The organism is Achromobacter sp. Marseille-Q0513 (assembly GCF_018195695.1).
Taxonomy (GTDB): domain Bacteria; phylum Pseudomonadota; class Gammaproteobacteria; order Burkholderiales; family Burkholderiaceae_B; genus Achromobacter.
This window is the reverse complement of sequence record NZ_JAGTJY010000066.1, coordinates 1-22,495: the sequence shown is the minus strand read 5'-3', so window position 1 is coordinate 22,495 and position 22,495 is coordinate 1. Positions and strand designations below refer to the sequence as shown.

At 69.8% G+C, this 22,495-nt stretch carries 17 protein-coding genes; 7 read left to right on the top strand and 10 right to left on the bottom strand.

What is annotated here, in order from left to right; translation table 11 throughout:
• Positions 1 to 49: 49 nt before the first annotated feature.
• On the bottom strand, positions 50 to 898 hold the full coding sequence (locus KDH83_RS15225; protein ID WP_249205133.1) for a fumarylacetoacetate hydrolase family protein: 849 nt from the start codon (positions 896 to 898) through the stop codon (positions 50 to 52).
• Positions 899 to 1,018: 120 nt separating this feature from the next.
• On the opposite strand from KDH83_RS15225, the gene KDH83_RS15220 reads away from it, so the two are divergent.
• On the top strand, positions 1,019 to 1,720 hold the full coding sequence (locus KDH83_RS15220) for an FCD domain-containing protein (protein ID WP_212317253.1): 702 nt from the start codon (positions 1,019 to 1,021) through the stop codon (positions 1,718 to 1,720).
• A 27-nt stretch (positions 1,721 to 1,747) separates the two neighbouring features.
• Here the strand turns inward: KDH83_RS15220 and KDH83_RS15215 are convergent, their stop codons facing one another.
• Positions 1,748 to 2,449, bottom strand: a complete 702-nt coding sequence (locus KDH83_RS15215; protein ID WP_212317251.1) for a hypothetical protein — start codon at positions 2,447 to 2,449, stop codon at positions 1,748 to 1,750.
• A 475-nt stretch (positions 2,450 to 2,924) separates the two neighbouring features.
• Here KDH83_RS15215 and KDH83_RS15210 point away from each other — a divergent pair, with 475 nt between their 5' ends.
• The 3 genes from KDH83_RS15210 to KDH83_RS15200 all read left to right on the top strand — a co-directional run bounded on the left by KDH83_RS15210 (position 2,925) and on the right by KDH83_RS15200 (position 11,273).
• On the top strand, positions 2,925 to 3,815 hold the full coding sequence (locus KDH83_RS15210) for an RNA ligase family protein (RefSeq protein WP_212317249.1): 891 nt from the start codon (positions 2,925 to 2,927) through the stop codon (positions 3,813 to 3,815).
• Positions 3,816 to 3,856: 41 nt separating this feature from the next.
• The gene (locus KDH83_RS15205; protein WP_212317247.1) at positions 3,857 to 5,008 is read left to right on the top strand and encodes an AAA family ATPase; all 1,152 of its coding nucleotides are present in this window, start codon (positions 3,857 to 3,859) and stop codon (positions 5,006 to 5,008) included.
• A gap of 376 nt (positions 5,009 to 5,384) precedes the next feature.
• Complete coding sequence (locus KDH83_RS15200; RefSeq protein ID WP_249205131.1) at positions 5,385 to 11,273, top strand: autotransporter domain-containing protein; 5,889 nt, start codon at positions 5,385 to 5,387, stop codon at positions 11,271 to 11,273.
• A 9-nt stretch (positions 11,274 to 11,282) separates the two neighbouring features.
• On the opposite strand, the gene KDH83_RS15195 is transcribed toward KDH83_RS15200, so the two are convergent.
• Genes KDH83_RS15195 through KDH83_RS15185 form a run of 3 tightly spaced genes read right to left on the bottom strand, consistent with a single transcriptional unit; the run spans position 11,283 to position 14,240 of the window.
• Entirely contained in the window at positions 11,283 to 12,059 is a 777-nt protein-coding gene (locus KDH83_RS15195) for an SDR family oxidoreductase (protein ID WP_212317243.1), read from the bottom strand.
• A 32-nt stretch (positions 12,060 to 12,091) separates the two neighbouring features.
• Positions 12,092 to 13,006: a 3-keto-5-aminohexanoate cleavage protein gene (locus KDH83_RS15190; RefSeq protein ID WP_212317241.1), complete on the bottom strand. Its 915-nt coding sequence runs from the start codon at positions 13,004 to 13,006 to the stop codon at positions 12,092 to 12,094.
• A gap of 28 nt (positions 13,007 to 13,034) precedes the next feature.
• Positions 13,035 to 14,240 (bottom strand): ABC transporter substrate-binding protein, encoded by a 1,206-nt coding sequence (locus tag KDH83_RS15185; protein ID WP_249205132.1) that lies wholly within the window; start codon positions 14,238 to 14,240, stop codon positions 13,035 to 13,037.
• Positions 14,241 to 14,387: 147 nt separating this feature from the next.
• Here KDH83_RS15185 and KDH83_RS15180 point away from each other — a divergent pair, with 147 nt between their 5' ends.
• Positions 14,388 to 15,161, top strand: a complete 774-nt coding sequence (locus tag KDH83_RS15180) for a Crp/Fnr family transcriptional regulator (RefSeq protein ID WP_249205130.1) — start codon at positions 14,388 to 14,390, stop codon at positions 15,159 to 15,161.
• Between the two features lie 28 nt (positions 15,162 to 15,189).
• Here the strand turns inward: KDH83_RS15180 and KDH83_RS15175 are convergent, their stop codons facing one another.
• Both KDH83_RS15175 and KDH83_RS15170 read right to left on the bottom strand, forming a co-directional pair.
• Positions 15,190 to 16,293 (bottom strand): hypothetical protein, encoded by a 1,104-nt coding sequence (locus KDH83_RS15175; RefSeq protein WP_212317237.1) that lies wholly within the window; start codon positions 16,291 to 16,293, stop codon positions 15,190 to 15,192.
• A 4-nt stretch (positions 16,294 to 16,297) separates the two neighbouring features.
• On the bottom strand, positions 16,298 to 17,512 hold the full coding sequence (locus KDH83_RS15170) for an MFS transporter (RefSeq protein WP_212317235.1): 1,215 nt from the start codon (positions 17,510 to 17,512) through the stop codon (positions 16,298 to 16,300).
• 392 nt (positions 17,513 to 17,904) lie between these two features.
• On the opposite strand from KDH83_RS15170, the gene KDH83_RS15165 reads away from it, so the two are divergent.
• Both KDH83_RS15165 and KDH83_RS15160 read left to right on the top strand, forming a co-directional pair.
• Positions 17,905 to 19,731 (top strand): hybrid sensor histidine kinase/response regulator, encoded by a 1,827-nt coding sequence (locus KDH83_RS15165; RefSeq protein ID WP_212317233.1) that lies wholly within the window; start codon positions 17,905 to 17,907, stop codon positions 19,729 to 19,731.
• Positions 19,728 to 20,381, top strand: a complete 654-nt coding sequence (locus KDH83_RS15160) for a response regulator transcription factor (protein WP_212317231.1) — start codon at positions 19,728 to 19,730, stop codon at positions 20,379 to 20,381. The genes KDH83_RS15165 and KDH83_RS15160 overlap by 4 nt, the downstream gene beginning before the upstream one ends.
• A 31-nt stretch (positions 20,382 to 20,412) precedes the next feature.
• On the opposite strand, the gene KDH83_RS15155 is transcribed toward KDH83_RS15160, so the two are convergent.
• From KDH83_RS15155 to KDH83_RS15145, 3 genes are all read right to left on the bottom strand, one after another.
• Positions 20,413 to 21,036 (bottom strand): NAD(P)H-dependent oxidoreductase, encoded by a 624-nt coding sequence (locus KDH83_RS15155; RefSeq protein ID WP_212317229.1) that lies wholly within the window; start codon positions 21,034 to 21,036, stop codon positions 20,413 to 20,415.
• 144 nt (positions 21,037 to 21,180) lie between these two features.
• Complete coding sequence (locus tag KDH83_RS15150; RefSeq protein WP_349291633.1) at positions 21,181 to 21,855, bottom strand: CoA pyrophosphatase; 675 nt, start codon at positions 21,853 to 21,855, stop codon at positions 21,181 to 21,183.
• Between the two features lie 213 nt (positions 21,856 to 22,068).
• Positions 22,069 to 22,495 (bottom strand): tautomerase family protein (locus KDH83_RS15145; protein WP_249205129.1); only part of this gene is annotated, 427 nt, incomplete at its 5' end.

Sequence of the window (22,495 nt, the reverse complement as noted above, 5' to 3'; positions counted from 1 at the left end):
CGCTATTCTGCGCCCAGGCCGGCAACCGGCCCGGCGCTTGCAGGATCGCTCAGCCGGCCTTCGGCTGGTCCAGGATGTGATTGCGCAGCAGGCCGATGCGCTCGATCTCGACCTCGACCGTGTCGCCGGCCTTCATGTAGAGCTTGGGCGTGCGGCCGAAGCCCACGCCGGCTGGCGTACCGGAGAAGATGATGTCGCCGGCCTGCAGCGTGATGGCCTGGCTGACGGTGGAGATCACGGTAGCCACGTCGAACAGCATGTCCGTGGTGCTGGCCGACTGCACGGTGGCGCCGTTCAGCCGGGTCTCCAGGCGCAGCCCGCGCCCGCCCGGCGGCAGCTCGTCGGCCGTGACCACGTAGGGGCCCCAGGTGCCGGTGCCGTCGAAGTTCTTGCCGACCGTCCATTGCGGCGACTTGAACTGGTACTCGCGCACCGAGATCTCGTTGCCGGCCGCGTAGCCGAACACGTGTTCCAGCGCGCGGTCCTTGGGAATGTCGCGTCCGCCCTTGCCCAGCACCACCACCATCTCGCCCTCGAAGTCCAGCGAGTCGCTGACGGCGGGGCGGTGGACGATGGCGTTGTGGGCGCCCAGGCTGGTCGCCACGCGCAGGAACAGCGTCGGGTAGTCGGGCTGTTCGTACGGGCTTTCCTTGGTGTGGTCGGCGTAGTTCAGGCCCACGCACAGGATCTTGGGCGGCTCGATCGACGGCGACAGGAATACGGCCTGGTTCGGATCGACGTGGACCGTGGCGCTGGCGGCCAGGCGCTGGAAGTCGGCCAGTCCGAGCCCCTGGCGCAGCAGCGCACCCAGGTCGGTCCCGGGGGCGGCCAGCAGGGCCAGGCGGTCTTGTTGCAGGGCGGCGGCGCAGGGCGCGCCATCGATTTGGACGGTAGCCAGTTTCACGGGATCTCCAGGGTCTGCGGGGTAGCCAAAATAATATGTATTCGTTAAAAATATATATATTCTGGTTTTCCCTGCACAGATTGAATTTCATAGCTGGCACGGCTATCGTCACGCATGCTTTCCGCCCCGCCTTCCTTCCGCACCGCCGCGTCCGCGCTGGCGAACGACATCCGCGCCGACATCATCTCGGGGCATCTGCCGCCGGGCGGGCGGCTGCGCATCAAGGAATTATGCGAGCGCTACGACAGCGGGGCGATCCCCTTGCGCGAAGCGCTGTCGCGGCTGGCCACCAGCGGTTTCGTCGTGGCCGAGGACCAGCGCGGTTTTCGCGTGGCCGACGTATCGGCGGCCGAGCTCATCGACATCACCGACACGCGCATCCATGTGGAGTGCGAGGCGCTGCGCCGCGCCATCGCGCAGGGTGGACTGGACTGGGAAGAGCGCCTGGCCGGCGCGCATTACCGGCTGGGCCGGGTGGCGATGCGGCTGCCGGACGGCGCGGGCCTGAACCCGGAATGGGAACAGGCGCATGCGGCCTTCCATTCCGCGCTGATCAGCGGCAGCGGCTCGAATTCACTGATCGCCATCGCCGAACTGCTGCGCGACCAGACGGCGCGCTACCGGCATCTGTCGGTGGCGGGCGCAGCCGGGGCCGCGCCGGAGCCCGGCCGCGACGTGGCGCGGGAACACCGCGAGCTGCTGGATGCCACGCTGGCGCGCGACGCGGCCCGCGCCTCGGACCTGCTGGCCGGGCATCTGCGCCGCACCACCGAGCTGGTGCTGGCGCATGCGTCGCAGCAATGGGGCGCGCGCTAGGGTTTCAAGCGCGCCGTCACTTGCCGGTCAGCGGTTGATGATCATCGTGTAGACCGCCGGTTCCTGCGCGCGGTCGACGAAGATGTACGCCGTGCCATCCGAGCAGAAGTTCGCCACTTCCGCGCCGCCGCCGTCTTCCAGCTGCACCCAGTTGTCGATCTGCAGCAGCAGCCTTCCGGCGGGCACGCCCTGCGCGCCGTTGGCGGTCCAGTACGGCACGCCGCCGAACTTCGTGCGCCATTCCGAGGCCCAGTCATGCGGGTGCGCGATCTCGTCCGGCAGGCCGTCGTGCAAGCCGTAGTCGTAGAACGCGGACTCCAGCTCGGCGGGCGCGCCATCGTCCGCGATGCGCCAGTCGGCCACGACGAGTTCCGGCAGGATTTCGGGCGCGCCGTCCTCGGCATGCGCGGGCGGCGCGGTCGGACCGTCTGCCAGTTCCGCGCGCGGCACGGTGAAGACCGCGTTGGCGCCGCCGTCCTCTTCCCAGAAGCTGCAGATGCTGTCCCACTCGCACTTGAACGCGTACAGCACTTCGTCGGCGCGCAAGGGCAGCGCGGGCGAGGCCTCGTCCGCCGCCGGCCCGGGCGCCTGCAGCAGATGGCTCATGGGCCGGCCGCATTCCGCGCACACCGGCCAGCGCGCGACGGGCAGGCCCCAGGGCAGGCCGCCCAGCTTGTGCGCGAGACCTTGCGCGGCAACGGCGCGATACCGGGGGTAGTGACTGAGCATGGGGACTCCTGGGAAAACAACGCGAAGGAAAGGGCGCGCGGCGCGAGCGGGCCGCCGGCCGGCCATCATTATTCCAGACGCGCCATGACGCGCATGCGTTGGCAATGCGCGACGTTTCGTGTCCGACGTGTTGCCCGCGTTCATGAGCGCGCGCTAGAATTCGCGCTCTCTCCATCAAGCGTGTTTTCCCTGGAGCCACACGTGTCCCGCACTTTCGTCATCCGCTAATCGCCGACGACTGCCGCAAGCAGCTCGATCCGGCGCGGTCTGCGCCTGCATGGGCTGCGGCACTGCCTGCGTTCCCCCAGCCTGCCATGAGGCTGCGCGCGGAACCCGACATCCGCCTCCTTTTCCTCGCGACTCTGTTTCCTCCTGCTTTCAGGCGGGACAGCGACCTGACACGCGCCCGCATCGTTCGTCGGCCCATTCCTGGTCCCAGGCCCTTGCGCGCCAATAACGCGGCGGGCGACGAATCATGCATCACGACGATATCCATTCCATCCTGAAGTACCCGCGCACGCCGCATCTCGAAGGCTCGCGGCTGCAGCCCGGCGACAGCGCCGCCGACCAGGCGCCGCTGGTCTCGCTGGCCGGCCGCCACGTCGTCATCGAGGAAAAGCTCGACGGCGCCAACACCGGCCTGTCGTTCAGCGGCGCGGCCGACCTGCTGCTGCAGTCTCGCGGCCACTACCTGACAGGCGGCGGCCGCGAACGGCAGTTCAACCTGTTCAAGCAATGGGCCGCCGCGCACGAGGCGCGGCTGCTGCACGCGCTCGAAGACCGCTACGTCATGTATGGCGAGTGGACGTACAGCAAGCATTCGGTGTTCTACGACTGCCTGCCGCACCATTTCCACGAGTTCGACGTCTATGACCGGCGCGAGGGCGTGTTCCTGTCGACGCCGCGCCGCCACGCGCTGCTGGGCGGTTCGCCCGTGCTGTCGGTGCCGGTGCTGTACGCCGGCCCGATGCCGGCGCGGCCCGCGCAGCTGCGCGCCTTGCTGCGGTGGTCGCTGGGCAAGAGCGCGGGCTGGAAGGACAGCCTTCGGCAAGCCGTGGCGCGCGAAGGGCTGGACTGGGACCTGTGCTGGCGCCAGACCGACGGCGCGGACCTGTCGGAGGGGCTGTACCTCAAGATCGAGGACGATCGCCAGGTGCTGGCCCGCTACAAGTTCGTGCGCCGCGACTTCGTGCAGACCATCCTGGACAGCGGCTCGCATCATGCGAGTCGTCCCATCGTGCCGAACGGGCTGGCGCCGGGCGTGGACATCTACGCCGAGCGTCCCTGCGTGACCTGGGAATCGCTGGGACTGCGCACGACGCTCGGGCTGGACGCGCTGGACGCCATCGCCAGACCGCGCAAGTGAGCGCGGCGGGCGGGCAAAATAAACGAATCGGGAGAACCGACATGAATTGGAATCAAATGCAGGCGCTCGTGCCTGCCCCCGGCCAGGCGCCGGACCACGCGCGCTGCCTGGAAGCCTTCCCCGTGCTGGAACAGGCCAAGACCACGCCGCAGGAGCCGCGCTATCACGGCGAGGGCGATGTGTGGACGCATACCTGCATGGTGGTCGACGCCTTGCTGCAATCGGCCGACTATCTGGCCGCCACGCCGCAAGAGCGCGGCGTGCTGTTCTTCGCCGCGCTGCTGCACGACGTGGCCAAGCATCGCACCACGGTGGTGGATCCGGTGACGGGCCGCATCGGCCAGCCCGGCCATTCGCGCAAGGGCGCGGTCGACGCGCGCATCCTGCTGTGGGAGGCCGGCGCGCCCTTCGCCTTGCGCGAGGCCGTGTGCCGGCTGATCGCGGTGCATCAGGTGCCGTTCTACTGCCTGGAGGACGCGCGCCGTCCGGTGTCGCCGGCCTGGACGGTGCACGAGCTGTCGTGGCAGCTGGACATCCGCCTGCTGGCGGCGCTGGCCGAGGCCGACATGCGTGGCCGCATCTGCGCCGACCAGGCGCGCGTGCTGGACAGCATCGAGCTGTTCCGCGAGCTGGCGCGGGAAGAGGGCTGCTACGGCGCGCCCAAGGCCTTCGCCGACGCGCATACGCGGTTGAGCTATTTCCGTGGCGCCGACGTGCATCCGGACTATCCGCTGTTCCAGACGCCCGGCTCGAAGGTGACGCTGATGTGCGGCCTGCCGGCATCGGGCAAGGACTCCTGGGTGCGCGAGCAGCGCCAGGGCCTGCCCGTGGTGTCCTATGACGACGCGCGCGAGGCGCTGGGCCTGAAGCACGGCGAGAACGACGGCAAGGCGGCGCATCACGCGACGGACATGGCGAAGGCGCTGCTGCGCGAGGCCCGGCCCTTCGTGTGGAACGCCACGCACCTGAGCCGGCAGATGCGCTCCAAGGCGCTGGACCTGTGCTACGCCTACGGCGCCGAGGTCCAGATCGTGTACCTGGAACAGCCGCGCGACGAGCTGCTGCGGCGCAATGGCAAGCGCGACACCACGCTGAGCAACAAGGCGCTGCTGGGCATGCTGCACCGCTGGGAGCTGCCGGTTCCCAGCGAGGCGCATGAGGTCCGTTACGAGGTCGAGGGCGCGGCCGCGTAGCGTCTCGCGGGCCGCCGGCCTGGCCGCGCGGCCCTACGACTAAAGTCCGATGCGCCCGTTCGGGCGCATCGCTAAGCTCTGGAAAAAATCCCTTCTAGTGTCCGCCGCGCAACCCGGCTCGCGGCCCGCCACGTCTCGCCTTCCGGCCACTGGCGTGCGTCATCGCGTTGTGGGCACGCTTCCAGGAAGCCCAGACATGAACCGCATCTACAAGCTCGTCCGCCACCGTGTCTCGGGGGCGTGGATCGTCGTATCCGAAATCGCGCGCGGGCGCGGTCCGGGGGGCGGCGTCCGGCGCGCCTGTGCGGCCGCTGTGCGGCGAAGCGCTACTTTGGGCCCGGGCCGCTTGCGGCCGACGGCGGCGGTGTTGTCAGCGTTGCTGGCCATTCCTGTGCTGTTGGTCGCGAGTTGGGCCGAGGCACAGTCGATCACGGCGGGAGGAAGCGCCGACGAGATCAGCTTGCCGGCGTTGCAGGAAACGTCGATCTGGGACTACGGATCCAATCTGTTGATGGCGGGCTTCACATCGGGCAGTTACGGCTCGCTGGACGTCAAGGACGGCGCGCTGCTCAGGAGCAATGGCGCCATGCTCGGGCTGGCCGAGGGGGCTTCGACTTCCGTGTCCCTGAACAAAGCGGAATGGCGCGCGGGCATCGGCCCAATGGTGGTGGGACAGGCCGGGTTTGGCATAGTGGCAATCCTCAATGGCGCCAAATTGACGAGCAGCGGTGGCTATCTGGGGCGTTCGGCGAAGGCCTTGGGTTCGGTGGCCGTGTTGGGCGAGGGGTCGGAGTGGAACGCTGGAACCGGGCGGATCATTCTGGGCGAATACGGCGGCGGCTATTTGCAGTTGGACACCAAGGCCAAGGTGGTGGTGGGCTCGATCCGCCTGGCCGACAAGGTGCTGGCGCCGCCATTGAACAACGGAACCAACCCCACCGCTGGATTGTCGGTTGTGGGCGGGAGCATTGTCGAGACGAGACAGATCGAGGCTGGCGATGGCGAGCGCGCATCAGCCAAGTTCGACAGCGCGATCCTGCGCTTGACGGACGCCCAGCCGAGTCTGTTCTCGGGGTTCAAACGGGAAGCGGTATCGATCGAAACCGGCGGCTTGACCATCGACACGCAAACGCATGATGTCGGCCTTGCCATCGGCTTGCAGGGAGGAGGCGGACTGACCAAGGCCGGTTCGGGCAAGCTGACGCTCGGCGGCGTGAACAGCTACGCCGGCGATACCAATGTCTTGAGCGGCACGCTGGCCATCGGGCCAGGTGTCACGCTGGCGGGCGGCGAGGGCAATCTGGCGCGGGACGCGGGCACGCAGGCATCGGTAACGGTCACCGGGGCGGACGCGAAGTGGGACACGGGCGCCAAACCCATCAACGTGGGCCTTGCCGGCAAGGGCGAGTTGACGATCACGCAGGGCGGCAGCGTCAAGAGCGTGGGCGGCAACATCGGGGTGAAAGGGAGCATGCTCAGCACGGCGACCGTGGCGGACCAGAGGTCCGAATGGGATCTGGACGGCGGCATGCTGGTGGTAGGCCAAAACGGGGCGGGGATCTTGACCATCAAGGCGGGGGGCAAGGTACGCAGCACTGGCGCGGTGATCGGCCATGACCCGTCCTCGTCCGGCAGGGTGACGGTGCAGGACGCGGCGTGGGATATGGGGAGCGGTACGTTGATCGTGGGCAGATCTGGCGCTGGCGCGCTCAACATCGAGCAGGGCGGCGTCGTGACCAGCGGCACGGCCATGCTCGGCGCCGTAGCCGGTTCGTCGGGCTCGGTGACCGTGGCGGGAGGCAACGCCAGATGGAGCCTGGGCAGCGGCAGCCTGATGGTGGGCTACGGAGGGCCTGGCACGCTGATCATCAAGGATGGCGGCAAGGTGATGAGCAATCTGGGGACAATCGGTGGCGGCGCGACCGGCGCAACAGGTTCGGTAACGGTCAGCGGGAAAGACGCCGAATGGGATGCGGGATCGTCCTCGGTAATCGTGGGCTTCGAGGGCAGCGGGACGCTGAAAGTCCTGAATGGCGGCAAGGTGAAGAGCACGGGCGGGACGATCGGGCAAGCCACGTCGGGCGCATCCGGCGAGGTGACGATCAGCGGGCAGAATGCCGAATGGAATGCGGGAACGGGGCAGCTGACCTTGGGCATTGGTGGCTCCGGCGCCTCGCTGAGCATCGATGACGGCGGGCGGCTGACCAGCAACGGCGGCATCATCGGCAAAGGGAACCACCCGGCGGGAAGCGCCACGGTCGTCATGCGCGGCCGCCTGACTGTCTGGGACGCGCAGGTCGGCGGCAATCGCTTTGAGGTGGGCCTGTACCAGGGCGGCGAGCTGCGTGTCGAGCAAGGCGCGCGGCTGCTGACCAGGGAGGCGAATGTCGGGTACGCCGCCAGCACGCCCGGCGAGTCCGGCCGCGTGACCATAAGCGGGGCGGATTCGGAGTGGGACGCGGGCGCGAACGCCATCGTGTTGGGCAGCTATGGCGGCAACGGCGAACTGGCGGTCCTGAACCAGGGCCGGGTCAAGGCTGGCGCGATCATGGTCGGCGGTGATCCCGCCAACCCGGGATCAGATGGCACGGGCGTGCTGCGCATCGGCGCCGGCGCCGTGATCGAGACGGGACAGGTCGCTACGCTCGCCGCCGGCACCGGCTCCGTCGTCGCTGATGGCGGCCTGCTGCGCCTGACCGGCGACCAGCCCGGCCTGTTCGCCGGTTTCAAGGCCGGAGACATCAAGCTGGGGGCGAACGGCCTGACCATCGACATCAACCGGCCTTATAGCGCCACCGCCGTTGCCGGCCTGTCGGGTTCGGGTGGTCTTACCAAGACCGGCATGGGCACGCTGATACTGGACGCGCCAAGCAGCTATCAAGGACCGACCATCGTCGAAGAAGGCGTGCTGCGGGCGGGCGCCAACGGCAGTTTCGTCGCCAACGGCAGCTATCTCATCAATAATGCCGGCGCGCTGGACCTGAACGGCAAGGCGCTGACGATGGGCCAGTTCGGCGGGAGCACGGGCCTCGTCGCGCTGACCGGCGCCTCGCTCACCGTCGATCAGGCGGCGAACACGACGTTCAACGGCTTGATTGTCGACTCAGGCGGCCTGATCAAGCGCGGCGCAGGGACGCTGACGCTGACGGGTACGACCTCCTATTTCGGCGACACCGAGGTGTACGGCGGCAGCCTGCGCTTTGGCAAGGGCGGCAATGGCGGCTCCGCCTGGCTGCCGGGCAGCGCCACGGTCCACGCGGGCGAACTGGCGGGGGACGACGGCACGCGGCCCCAGATCGACGGGCGCCTGACGCTGGCCGACGGCGCCCGGCTCTCGCTCGCGGCCCACGCGCAGGATCCGGCCTTGCGGGCCGGCGAGGTGAAGATCGGCAACAACGTCGCGCTCAACCTCTCCGGCATCGCCAGCCTGGATGGCACGCCCCGGACGCTGATCGCCTCGGGCGACCGGATAGACGGCGACTTCGGCGCCATTTCGGTGGGCGGCGTCGCCGGTCCCGCGGACTATCTGACGGTCAACACCAGCAAATCACCGGATGGCAAGGAGTACCGGGTCGCCTACGACCTGAGCTGGACGGCGGCCAACAATCTGGCGCATGGCAGCTTCACCGTGGACGGCCTGTTCACCGTCGGCGTCGGGCTGACCGACCAGAGCGTCACGGCGGGCAGCGCCTGGAACGGCAAGACGCTGACCAAGGCGGGCGCCGGCACGCTGGTGCTGACCGGCGACAACCGCTACACCGGTGGCACCCGCAACACGGCCGGCGTCTTGCAGATCGGCGACGGCGGCCTGACCGGCTCGATCCTGGGCGACGTGGTCAACGACGGCACGCTGGTCCTGAACCGCGCCGGCGCGCTTACGCTCGCGGGCAATATCTCCGGAGCCGGCGGCTTGCGGCAGATCGGCGCGGGCACCGTGACGCTGGCGGGCGACAACAGCTATGGCGGCGGCACCGAGCTGCGCGCCGGCGCCTTGCAGGTGTCGCGAGATGCGAACCTGGGCGCGGCATCAAGCGCACTGGTCTTCAATGGCGGCTCGCTGGCGACGACGGCGGACTTCGCCACCAGCCGGTCGGCGACGCTGTCGCAGACCGCCGGGATCGACGTCGCGGCCGGCACGACGCTGGCGATGAGCGGTCGGCTGTCCGGTCCGGGCAGCCTGCTCAAGACCGGCGCCGGCACGCTGCGGCTGGCCGGCGCAGGCAACGCCTATGGCGGCACCCTGGTGCGCGCCGGCACGCTGATCGGCGATGCCGCTTCGATCTCGGGCGGCATCGGCAATGGGGGTACGGTGGTGTTCGAACAGGCCGCCGACGCCCGCTACGGCGGCGACATCGGCGCGCTGGACGGCGCGCGCGGCCTGATGGTCAAGCGCGGCGCGGGCACGCTCACGCTGGGCGGCATGTCCGCGCTGGACTGGTCCATCGAGGCCGGCGGCCTGGTCACGTCGACCGAGCGGATGGCGGGCAACGCGGCCATCGCCAGCGGCGCCTCGCTGACCCTGGACCAGGCCGGCGACGCCGCCAACGCCAGCCGTTACTCGGGCGCGGGCGCGCTGATCAAGACCGGCGCCGGCACGCTCACGCTGAATGCCGACAGCGGCGCCTACACGGGCAGCACCGTCATCAGCGGCGGCGGGCTGCGGCTGGCCGACGGCGCGAAGCTGGGCGGCAGCCTGCGCGCGCAGGCCGGCACGACCCTAAGCGGCGCCGGCCAGCTGGGCTCGGCCAGCATCGACGCCGGCGCCACGCACGCGCCCGGCAATCCGATCGGCGCGCAGGCGATCGCGGGCGACTACGTGAATCGCGGCACCTTGCTGATTACCGCCACGCCGGCGGCGCAGAGCCGCCTGGACGTCGCGGGCCGGGTCGATATCGCCGGCGCGACGCTGGACCTGCGCCTGTCGCCCGACGACGCGGCGGCCTGGCAGCCGCGGGCCGGCCCCTATGTGCTGATCTCCAAGCAGGGCGCCGGCGCGGTCGAGGGCAGTTTCGCCAGCGTGCGCAATCCGCTGCTGTTCCTGGATGCCAGCGTCAACAGCGCGGGCGGCGACGGCAACGACGTCACGCTCAACCTGGCGCGCAACAGCAAGCAAGCCGGCAGTCCCGCCAGCACCGGCAATCAGGCGGCCGTGGCGGCAAGCATCGACGCCTTGCCGCAAACCCACGAGGTCTGGCGCGCGTTCATGCTGAGCACCGACGCCGACGGCGCCCGCCAGGCGCTGACCCAGCTGTCCGGCGACATGCATGCCGGCGTGACCTCGGCGCTGGCCGCGCCCAGCCTGGCGCCGGCGTCGCGGAACGGGCTGGCCGCGCTGCGCGGCAATCTGTCCGCGCCGCTGGCCGCGGGCGCGCCCACGGCGGCGGCCGGTCTGAGCGATGCGCCGGCCTCATCGGCGGCGCTGCCGCGCGCCGCGACTTCGCCCATGTGGGCGCAGCTGAGCGGCGACTGGCGGCGGCTGGCCAGCGACGGCAACGCGCCCAGGTTGAGTCAGAGCAGCACCAGCCTGACGATCGGCGGCGACGCCGCCGTGGGCGGCGGCTGGCGCCTGGGCGGCGCGTTCGGCTACACCGATGCTCGCCTGAGCGCGCAGGACCGCGCCGCCAGCGCCAAGATCGGCAGCTACACGGCCACGCTGTACGGCGGCAAGGGCTACGCGCTGGGCGCGGGCACGCTGAATGTCACGTTCGGCGGCGCCTACAGCTGGCACGACATCGATTCGCGCCGGCAACTGCGCTACGGCAGCCTGGACCAGAAGCTGACCGCCGGCTACCACGCCAGCACCACGCAGCTCTTCGCCGAGACGGGCTATGCGATGAAGCTGGGCGATGCGGTGGTGGTCGAGCCTTTCGCGGGCCTGGCCTGGAGCGATCTGCGCGTGCGCGGCTTCAATGAATCGGGCGGCTCGGCGGCGCTGTCGGGCCAGGCGCAGAAGCAGCGCCTGACCACCAGCCTGGCGGGCGTGCGCGGCCAGTGGCAGCCCGACGGCACGGCCATCGCGTTGCGCGGCATGCTGGGCTGGCGTCACGCCTATGGCGGCCTGAAGCCCTCGGCCACGCTGGCCTTCGACCAGGGGCCGGCGTTCAGCGTGGCGGGCACGCCGATCGCGCGCGACGCGGCGCGGGTGGAGCTGGGGGCGGACCTGGTGGTGGTCCGCAACCTGACGGCGGGCTTGAGCTACGCCGGCGAGTTCGGCGGCGGCAGCCGCCAGCACACGGGCTCGCTGGACCTGCGCTGGCGGTTCTGACGCACCGAGCTAGCCCAGGTGCTCCACGTTGCCGCAGACCGAGATGCTCTGGCCGCTGATCATCGCGCCTTCGTCCGAGCACAGGAAGGCGACCTGGTTGGCCACGTCCTCCGGCTGCGTCATGCGCCGCAGCGACACGCTGGACACCAGCTGGGCCCGCATCGCGTCGTTGCTGACGCCGCCGGCGGCGGCGCGCGCGGCGATGACGCGCTCGACCCGTTCGCCGGCCACCACGCCGGGCAGCACGGAATTGACGCGGATGTTGGACGGGCCCAGCTCCATGGCCCAGGTCTGCGTCAGGCCGGCCAGCCCGAACTTGCTGGCGCTGTACGGCGTGCGCAGCGAGAAGCCGAGCCGGCCCGCCACCGACGAGATATTGATGATGGCGCCGCCGCCGGCCGCGCGCAGCAGCGGCACCGCGCCGCGCGCGCACAGGAAGGTGCCGGTCAGGTTGACTTCCAGCGTCTGGCGCCAGGCGTCCAGCGTGGTGTCCTCCAGCCGGCTGGTGGGGCCGGCCACGCCGGCGTTGTTGACCAGCGCGTCGAGCCTGCCCCATCTTTCGGCCAGGTCGCGGTACAGGTCCAGCACCTGCGCTTCGGACGACACGTCCGCCACGCTCACGCTCAGGTTCGGATGGCTGCCGGCCAGGGCGCGGCAGGCGTCGGCGTCCACGTCGCAGGCATGCACGCGGGCGCCGGACGCCAGGAACTTGCGCACGATCGCCAGGCCGATGCCGTTGGCGCCGGCGGTGACGAGGATGTGCTTGTCTTGCAGGGATAGGCTCATGGGAATCTCAGGTTGCGTGTGGCGGGGCGCGCTCAAACGGCGAACTCGGGCCTGGGGCCGTCCGTGCGCGGCAGGCCCATGATCTGGCGCGCCTCGGCCGGCGTGGCCGGCTCCATGTCCAGCTCGCGGATGATGCGCACGATGCGCTCGGTCAGCTGCACATTGGTGGCCAGTTCGCCGTGGCGGTAGTACAGGTTGTCTTCCAGGCCGACGCGCGCGTGGCCGCCCAGCAGCAGCGCGCTGATGTTGGCCTCCAGCTGCGACGGGCCGATGCCGCTGACGCAGAACACGCTGTTCTTGGGCAGCAGGTCCACCATCATCTGCAGGTGGCGCGGCGAGAAGGGCATGGCGTTCTGGAAGTTGCGGTGCACGTTCATGACGAGGTTGATGAAGGGCGGGCCGTCGTCCAGCCCTTCGTCGATCAGCGTGGTGGCGTCCTGGATGATGTGGGTGGGGCTGAACACCTCCCACTCGGGCTTGATGCCGCGCGCCTTCATGCCGACGGCCAGCTCGCGCGCCTTGCTCAACGGCGTGTTCATCAGGTATTCGCGGTCGCCGAAGGCCAGGTTTAGCGTGGTGGCGTCCAGCGTGCACATCTCGGCGCCGGCGTCCATGCCCTTGAGCCGTTCCTCCCAGGCGATCTCCCAGTTGCCGGGCGAGGTCTCGCGGATCATGTCGCCGTGCACGCCGCCGCCGGTGGAGTTGTTCAGCACGATGTCGCAGCGCTCGCGGATGCGCTGGTTCATGTCGCGGTAGATGGCCGCGTCGCAGGTGGCCTGGTCGTCGGGCCGGCGCGCATGCAGCGCGACCACGCTGGCGCCGGCGTTGTAGCAGCGGTAGACGTCCTCGGCGATCTCGGCCGGCTGGGTGGGCAGGTGGGGGTTCTGGCTCTTGAAGGCCATGCCCCCGGTGGGGGCGATGGTCACGATCACTTTGCGTTTTGCCATGGCTGGTCTCTTGAGTGTCGGGCGCGGCTTATTTCCACAGCGCGCAGCGGCTTTCCGATTGCTTGGTGAAGGCCTCGTTGCCGTCGATGGTCTGCACCACGTTGAAGTAGTCCCAGGGTTCCTTGGACTGTTCCGGCGTCTTGACCTGCAGCAGGTACATGTCGTGGACCACGCGGCCGTCCGGGCGCACCACGCCGTCCTTCAGGTACAGGTCGTTGAGCTTGTTGGCGCGCAGATAGGCCAGCACCTTGTCGGCGTCGTCGGTGCCGGTGGCCTTCACGGCGCGCAGGTATTGCAGCGCGGCGGAATAGTCGGCGGCCTGCAGCGACGATGGCATGCTCTTGTGGCGCTTGAAGAATTCGCGGCTCCAGGCGCGGGCGGCGTCCGAGCTGTTCCAGTACCAGCTGTCGGTCAGGTACATGCCCTGCGTGGCCGGCAGGCCCATGGCGTGGATGTCGTTGATGAACATGATCAGGCCGGCCAGCTTCATGGTCTTGGTCAGGCCGAATTCATTGGCCGCCTTGATCGCGTTGGTGGCGTCGGCGCCGGCGTTGGCCAGGGCCAGGATCTCGGCCTTGCTGCTTTGCGCCTGCAGCAGGAACGAGGAGAAGTCGCTGGACGACAGCGGATGCTTGACCGAGCCCAGCACCTTGCCGCCGCCGGCCTGCACCACGCTGGTGGTGTCGGCCTGCAGCGCCGCGCCGAAGGCGTAGTCGGCCGTCAGGAAGTACCAGGTCTTGCCGCCGGCCTTGACCACCGCGTCGCCGGTGCCGCGCGCCAGCGCCACGGTGTCGTAGGCGTAGTTCAGCGTATAGGGCGTGCACTGCTCGTTGGTCAGCGCCGGCGCGCCGGCGCCGACCACGATGATGGGCTTCTTCTTGTCGGCGGCCACGCGCGACATGGCCAGCGCGGCGCTGGAGTTGGTGCCGCCGATCAGCATGTCCAGGCCCTTCTGGTCGAACCACTCGCGCGCCTTGGCCGAGGCGATGTCGGCCTTGTTCTGGTGGTCGGCGGTGATCAGCTCGATCTTCCTGCCGTCGATCGCGCCGCCCATTTCCTCGATGGCCATGCGGATGGCCTCGACGCCGCCGGGGCCGTCGGGGCCCGAGTACACGCCGGACAGGTCGGTGATGAAGCCGATCCGGATGACGTCGTCCGAGAACTGTGCCTGGGCGGCGCCGGGGCCGACGGACAAGGCGGCGCCGCACAGGGCGGCGGACAGGGCGCGCGACATTGACAACATTCCAGTCTCCTCTTATGTTTTTTGACCCGATGGGCTCTCTTATTCTGTGGCCGGGCCTGTCGCGCGGACAGTCACCATGGTGACAAAGAATCCTAGGGTTTACCTGGACGCGGCCACGCAGTCGGCAATGAGGAAACCATGCGCATAGCGCCTGCGGGTATTGGGGAAGAATCGTCGAGCGCGCGCCGGCGGCAGTCGCAGGGCGCGGTGGACCGGATGCTGGACGTGGTGCCCTGGTACAACGGCCTGCCGGCGCCGGAGCGCGCCGAGATCCGCGCCGGCCTGCGGCTGGTGTCGCTGCGCAAGGGCGAGTACCTGTTCCGCATGGGCGCGCGTTCGCCCGGCTGGTACGGCGTGGTCGACGGGCTGGTGAAATGGTCCTCGCCGGGCATCGACGGCAAGACCCTGTCGCTGGCGGGCTTCAGCACCGGCAGCTGGTTCGGCGAGGCCACCATGCTGCGCGCCGCGCCTTTCGACTACGAAGTGATCGCCTTGCGGCCCAGCCGCGTGGTGATCCTGCCGCGTGATATCTGCGAGCGGCTGTGGAACCACAACATTGCCTTCACCCAGGCGCTCATGATGCATCTGGCGCAGCGGGTGGATTGGCTGATGGCCAGCTACAGCGGCAATGTGCTGCTGGACGTGGACACCATGGTGGCGCGCGCGGTGGCCGCGCAGCTGGCCGCGGAATCGCATTCGGGCACCAACGGACGCCTGAAGATATCGCAGGAGGAAATCGCCAGCCTGTGCGGCGTCTCGCGCCAGCGCTGCAACGCCGCGCTGACGCGGCTGGCGCGAGACGGCGTGTTGCAGACGCGTTATGGCGGGCTGACCATCCTGGACAGCGAGGCCCTGCATGAGCACGCCAAGCTCAAGAGCGACGCCGCGCCCGAGCGCGAGGCCGACGCCTGAGCGGTCGCCTCCGGCGTTCGCGGCGGGCCTATCGGCCTGTCGCCGGTTGCGCGTCGCGCCCCAGGCCGTCCGGCGCGGCGGCGTTCCAGGCGGGCGGCGCGGGCAGCAGCGGCGGCTGGTCGTCGCGCCAGATGTGCCAGGCCGACGTCATCGTCATGCCGCCCACGCTGATCGTCATGCTTTCCAGGGCCTCGACGGTCGCGCCATCGCGGGTCGAGATCACGAAGCGCATGGCGCGCTGCTTTTCCGCGTCGCGGATGCGGGCCCATTGCGCGTCCGTCAGCGATTTCGCCCGTTCGCCCAGGGTCGCAACCATGGCGTCGATCGTGGCGCGCTGCGATTGGCGGAAGGCGCCCTGGTCATAGGCCAGGCGCGCGCTGAAGGTGGCGCGCCGGCTGGCCGGGTCGTAGGCGTCCAGCCGCCATGTCGTGGCGGTGGCGATGCGAACGCCGCGGATGTCCTCGCTGCCCGGCACGGTCCATTCCTCGCCGACGGCGAAGGCCGAGGCTTGCGAGGACTGCGCCAGCGCGAGCGTCGCGCTTTCGGGCACCAGCACGCCGACGATGGCCAGCGGGTTGGCCTTGATCGTTGCCAGCGCGCGCCGGGCGGCGCTGTCCGGCGGCGCGACGGCTCCGCCCGGTCCGGTCGCGGTCAGGGCCCGTTCCAGCGTGGCGATGATCGCGTCGGCGCCGGGCACGGCCGTGGGCGTGCCGGTCGGATCGGTGTCGATCTCCAGCTGGCGCAGGCCATAGGCGGCCAAGGTGCCGCCGTACAGGGCATTGAGCGGATAGGCGCCGGCGCCGCCCGTGGCATTGGCGGGCAGGTCGGCGGACAGGTCCCAGCGCATGCGCAGTCCGGTGTCATCGCGCGTCAGCACGGTCGTCGACAGCAGGAAATCCCCGCGCATGAGCACCGGCGCGGTGGCCGGCGCGCCTGGCCAGGACGACATGTCCGTCTCGGTTGTCTTCTGGACGCGGTAGCGGTATTGCGCGCCGGCCTGGACGTCGTAGCCGGGTATGGCGACGCGCTCGGCCGCCACGACCGGGACGGTCCACGGCGCCGCCGCCATCAGGCACAGCAGCCGCGCGCCCAGGCCGGACGGGAAGCCACGGGGCAGGAGGAAGCGCGCCATGGCGTCAGGCCGCGCGCTGCGCGTTCGCGGCGCTCCTGCCCAGCGCGACGATCGCCAGCGCCAGCGGAATGAACGAGACCCACAGCACGGTGGTCCAGTCGTAGGCGGCCAGCAGGCCGCCCGACGCGAACGAACCGACCGCCATGATGCCGAAGATGATGAAGTCGTTCAGCGACTGCACCTTGGTCCTTTCCTCGGGACGGTGGCATTCCAGCACCAGGGCCGAGGCGCCCACGAAGCCGAAGTTCCAGCCCACGCCCAGCAGCACCAGGGTGACCCAGAAATGCGCCACGTCCAGGCCCATCAGGCCGATCGCCGCCGAGATCCCGGTCAGCGCCAGGCCGACGCTGACCATGCGGCCGGCGCCGAAGCGCATGATCAGCCGGCCCGTGAAGAAGCTCGGGGCGTACATGGCGATCACGTGCCATTGCAGGCCCAGGTTCGCGTCTTCCTGGGAGTGGCCGCAAAGATGCATCGCCAGCGGGGCGGCCGTCATCAGGAAGTTCATCAGCAGGTAGGAGACGGCGCCGCAGACCACCGCGGTGACGAAGCGTGGCTGGCGCGCGATGACCGCCAGCGGCCGGCCGCCGGCGGCTTCGGCCGGGCCGGGCATGGGCAGGCGCACGCCCAGCAGCACGAGCGCCGACGCCGCCGCGACCGCCGCCTGCACGATGAAGGTGGCGGCGAACATGTGGGCGGGCCACAGGTACATGGTGTGCGTGACCAGCTGCGGCCCGACCACGCCGGCCAGCACGCCGCCGCCCATGACGAAGGACAGGGCGCGGGCGCGCCGCTCGGGCGACACGCCGTCGGCGGCGGCGAAGCGGAACGACAGCACCACGGCCGCGTAGGCGCCGCCGAAGAAGGTTCCCAGGCAGAACAGCCAGAACGATCCCAGGACCACGGCGAGGGCGGCCAATAGGCCGACCAGCACGCCGCAGCCGGTGCCGGCCAGGAAGGCGGCGCGGCGGCCGTGGCGCCGGGCGATGGCGCCCGCCGGCAGGATGCAGGCGGCCATGCCGACCACGAAGATGGACAGGGGCAGGGTGGCCAGGGCCTTGTCCGGCGCCAGCATGTTGCCCACGATGGAGCCGGTGGCGTAGACCACGACGGCATTGGCGCCGGCCAGCGCCTGGGCGATGGTCAGGCGGGCGATATTGCCGCGCTGCTCGCGCGGGGAAAGCTCGGCGGCGGGCGCCGTGGTTGCACTGATAGACAAGATGCCCCTCGTTGAGTCGGTCCGGCGCGCCAGGCGGCGCGTCGGGGGATCGCGGGCTGCCCTCGGTCGCCGCGCTTGTCCTGGGAATGTAGCCTGTTTGCGCCCGGCCGCCCGCGGCGGCCTAAGACCAAAGTCCGATGCGCGGCCCGCCGCCGCCTGTTACCTGTACGGCATGCGGATTTGTCCTCCCGTCGCGGGCGCGGAGGGGGTGCACGCATGTACGACGGGAGGCTGGCGCCGTGTCCGGATTATTGACCCGCTGGTTGGCAATTGCTAAATTTTTCCGCGCATCCCCAGCCCGGCGGCCGCCGTGGCCATTGCCGTTGCCTTTCCCCTATTTTCCCGAACGGGGTCGCGTCCGGGATCCTCACAGGCTCGCGTCGCCCTCGTTCATGGATCCAACTTCCGAAACCCTGGCCGCTGCGTTTCCCGACGGCTCGCGCGTCCGGGCGGTGCAGGTGGCCGTGTTGCGCCGCAGCTTCCCCTTCGCCCTGTCGGGCTCGGTCATCGCTGCCTGTTTCAGCGCCTATGCCCTGTACGGCGTCGTGCCTGACCGCGAGCTGGCGCCATGGATCGCCGCCATGCTGCTGGTCGCCGCCCTGCGCTGGGCGGCGATGCTGGCCTACGACCGCAGCCAGGCGCAGCCGGACGCGGCCGAACGCTGGCTGCGTCGCATGTTCCTGGGCAATCTCGCCTCGGGCATGCTGTGGGGGCTGCCGGTCGCCTACTGGAGCTTCTTCCTGCCGGTCGAGTACCAGCTGTTCAGCATCGTGATCCTGATCGGGCTGGGCACGGGAGCGATCTATTCCAACTACATCGTCCTGCCGGTCGTCTACGCCTTCGAGATCCCGGCGCTCGCGCCGCCCTTCATCGCGCTGGCGGCGCAGCCTTCGCCGCTGCACATCGCCCTGGTGGCGAGCGGAGTCGCCTATGTGGCCTCCACGCTGGCGTTCACGCACCGCATGCACCGCACCCACCTGGACGCCCTGCGGCTGGGCTACGAGAACCTGGCGCTGCTGGAGCAGGTGCGGCGCGAGAAGGAGGCGGCCGAGCGCAGCAACCTGGAAAAATCGCGCTTCCTGGCCGCCGCCAGCCATGACCTGCGCCAGCCGGTGCACGCGGTCAGCCTGTTCCTGGGCCTGCTGACCAACGAGAAACTCACCGCACACGGCCGCTACCTGGTGGACAACATCGCCAGCGCGACGGCGGCGATGGGGCATCTGTTCGATGCCTTGCTCAATATCTCCAGGCTGGACGCCGGCGTGATCGAGCCCCGGCGCAAGTGGTTCCCGCTCAATCCGCTGCTGGAGCAGTTGCGGGCCGAGTATGCGCCGCAGGCGGTGCAGAAAGGGCTGTCGCTGCGGGTCAGGCCCAGTCTGGCGGTGGTGAATTCGGATCCGGTGCTGCTGGAGCGCATCCTGCGCAATCTCATCAGCAATGCCATCGCGCATACCCGGCGCGGCGGCGTGCTGGTCGGCTGCAGGCGCCGGCGTGGCGGCGTGCGCATCCTGGTCTGCGATACCGGGCCGGGCATCCCGCCCTCTGAACAGGAACGGGTATTCTGGGAGTTCCATCAGCTGAACAACCCGGAGCGCGATCGCAGCAAGGGACTGGGACTGGGGCTGGCCATCGTGCGGCGCACCGCCGCGCTGCTGGACCATCCGCTGGTCCTGGCATCGCAGGAGGGGCGCGGCACGCTGTTCTCGCTGGGCCTGGAGACGCGCTCCGCCGAGGAGGCGCTGGCCGCGACGACGACGCCCGAGCCCGCGCCGCCGGCGCCCGCCGCCAGCGACGCGGTCCCGGATCACGGGCGCGGGCGGATGGTGCTGGTGGTCGACGACGATGCGCAGAACCTGGCCGGCCTGACCTTGCTGCTGGAAAGCTGGGGCTACCGCGTCGTCGGCGCCGCCAGCGGCGACGCCCTGTTTTCCAAGGTGGTGCACGAGCCCGAGCGGCCCGCCCTGATCATCAGCGACTACCGCCTGCGCGAGCACGAGACCGGCATACATGTGATCGAGCGGCTGCGCGAGGAATACAGCGATCCCCCGATTCCCGCGCTGCTGGTCAGCGGCGACACCGATCCGGGCCGCCTGATCGAGGCGGCCGACAGAAACATCCCCCTGCTGCACAAGCCGGTGGAGGTCGAGGCCCTGCGCGCGCATGTGACCGCGCTGCTGCATCGGCCGGGCCTGACAGATTCCGAGGATTCCTCTCCATGACCGCAGTACTCCTGATCGACGACCACGCCATGTTCCGCGAAGCCCTGCTGCTGAGCCTCACGCAGGCGCTGCCCGGCATCACGGTCCATCCGGCTTCCAACGGCGCGGAGGCGCTCGCGGTCTTGCGGGCGCAGCCGCAGATCGGCAGCGTGATCATGGACTACTACCTGCCCGACCTGGGCGGCAGCGCGCTGCTCAAGCGCCTGAAGCAGTTGCGTCCGGGCATCCGCGTCCTGGTGCTGAGCGCGTCCGAGGATCCCGACGACCGCGAGCGGGTCATGGCGGCGGGAGCGCAGGGCTTCCTGCACAAGTCGGCCGACTGCCGCGCGCTGCTGGACGCGCTGGAGCAGATCGGCCAGCCGCCACGCGCCGACCTGGCCCCGGCGGCGCCGCCGCGCAAGCCGCCCGCGCCGATGCCGGCGCCGGTGGACGACATGGCCCTGCTGAGCGCCTTGACGCCGCGCCAGGGCGAGGTGCTGCGGCTGATGTGCGACGGCCTGCGCAACCGCGAGATCTCCGAACGCCTCAGCATGACCGAGAAGACCGTGAAGACCCACGTCACCGCCATCCTGGCGACGCTGGGCGTGGTCAACCGGACCCAGGCCACGCTGGTCGCGCGGCGCGGCGGATTGTTGGGCAAGCCCAGGTGAGCCCCGGGGCGGGGCGGATGCGCCGGCGGCGCTAGAAATCCCGGGCCATTTCGACCGCCTGCGCCTTGGCCCGCTCGATGGCTTGCGGCGCGCCGGCGTCCCAGGTGTGTTCGGCCATGACGCGCCGGACCTCGCCCACGCCGATGAACTTCAGCCAGAACTCCAGATAGGCGGCCTGGTGCTCGAAGCCGGGGCTGCCGGCGCCCGCGCCGGGATCATGGCTTTGGCCGCGCGCGCAGATGAGCAAGGCCCGCGGAATGTTCAGCAGGGGTCCGTAGGACTGGCCGTCGAACGTGAACAGCATGTTGCGCTGGCTCGCCAGGTCGATCAGCTGCTTGAGTTTGTACGGAAAGCCGAAGTTCCACATCGGCACGCCCAGCACGATCCGGTCAGCCTGCTGGAAACGTCGCGCCAGCGACTCGATCCGCGTCCAGGCCGACGCCTCGGCCGCATCCAGCGGCGTTCCGGACACGCGCTTGTACTTCGCGCCGATGGTACGGCTGTCGAATTCGGGCAGGTCCTCTTCCCAGACGTTGAGCGTATCGATATCGAGCGTAGCGTGCGTCTGGGCGCAGGCTTCCAGGAATGCATGGGCGATCGCGATGGAGGCGGACTGCGGGCCGCGGGGGGAAGAGACGATATGCAATAGACGCATGGCGTTGGGTCTGGATCGGACGGTGTGCCGTTGGGACGCTGGACGTGCGCTTCGACGGGCTGTTTAATGATTGCAATTGCAATTATTTGGCGCAGTGTATCCCGCTGCCACGTTGCATGGCAACGGATCGGATCGGCGTGGTGGTCAGTCGCCGCGCTCTGCGGCCAGCGCAAGGGCCGCCAGCGATTTCAGCATGACGGCGGTGACGCCCCAGATGTCCTGCTGCTGCCCGGCCCAGTACCAGGCGCCCGAGCGCTCGCCGTCGGCATACTGCCGGGGCAGCGCCGGATCCAGCAGCGCGCTGAACGGGAATTCGAAGATCTCCGCCACCTCGGCGGGCGCCGCTTCCCAGGCGGCCGTGTCGGGCACGATGCCGATCACCGGGAAGATGGCGTGATTGCGCTTGCGGGTCCGGTGCAAGGGCAGGCAGCCCAGCAGCCGGACCGCATCGGGGGCCAGGCGGATTTCCTCGAAGGCCTCGCGCAGCGCGGTCTCGCCCACGCTGCCGTCGGATGCCATCGGGCGTCCGCCGGGGAAGCTGACATGGGATGAATATTCGCTCAGGCCCGACGAACGCTTGGTGAGCAGGATGGTCGGCTCGCGCCGCGCCACGATCGCCACCAGCACGGCGGAGAGTTTCCACTGCCCGTCCAGGTCCGTCAGGTGCCGTTGGGCGGCGGGCCAGTCCGTCGAGGCCGGGATGCGCAGGTCCGCCACGCCGCGCGCGATGGCTTGCAGGACGGGCAGGGATCGGTCGTTGCCGGGCGGCATTGCCGTGATCGCATGGCTGGCATTCCAGGCTTTGTCGTCGCGTTCCACGCTGTCCTCCCGTATTGAGGCCGGGCCCGCGGATCCGCCCCGGCGCCGGCTTGGGCCGGGAGCGCCGAGGACCGCGCAGGGCTGCGCTTGAGTATAGGTCCGCGCGCGGGTTCGCCGTGGCTCGAATACAGGCGGGGAAAGCGGGGCGTCGGCGTCGCGGCGCCGCTGCGCCGCGTGTTTCCCGACTCGCGACCGGGGCCGTGGGCGCGCCGCTTATGCCGGGGTCGGCCGGTTCTGCTCGCGCCACCGCTCGCTCTCGGGCGTGCCGGGCACGGGCGGGCGCTGGTCCTGGATGGTCCACAGGCTGAACGGCGTCTCGTCGATGTGGATTTCCCAGCGCAGTCCGCGCTCGGCGATATAGGGCGCCAGCAGCCTGCCCACGGCGCCCAGGAAGCGCCGTTTTATCTCGTCCTCGTGTATCTGCCGGGCGATATGGTCGACCGCGATGCGCACGAAATCATCGGCGCGTTGTCCGCCGATGAAGAAGGACGCCTTGGGCACGGGCTGGAACACCAGGCCGACATAGAACTTCGGCAGGTCGGTGTAGAGGGTGGTGACGCGCTCGGCGATGGCCTGCTTGTCGTCGTCGGAGAAGGCGTTTTCGGGGTGGTAGATCTTCCAGAGCGGCATGGGGATGCTC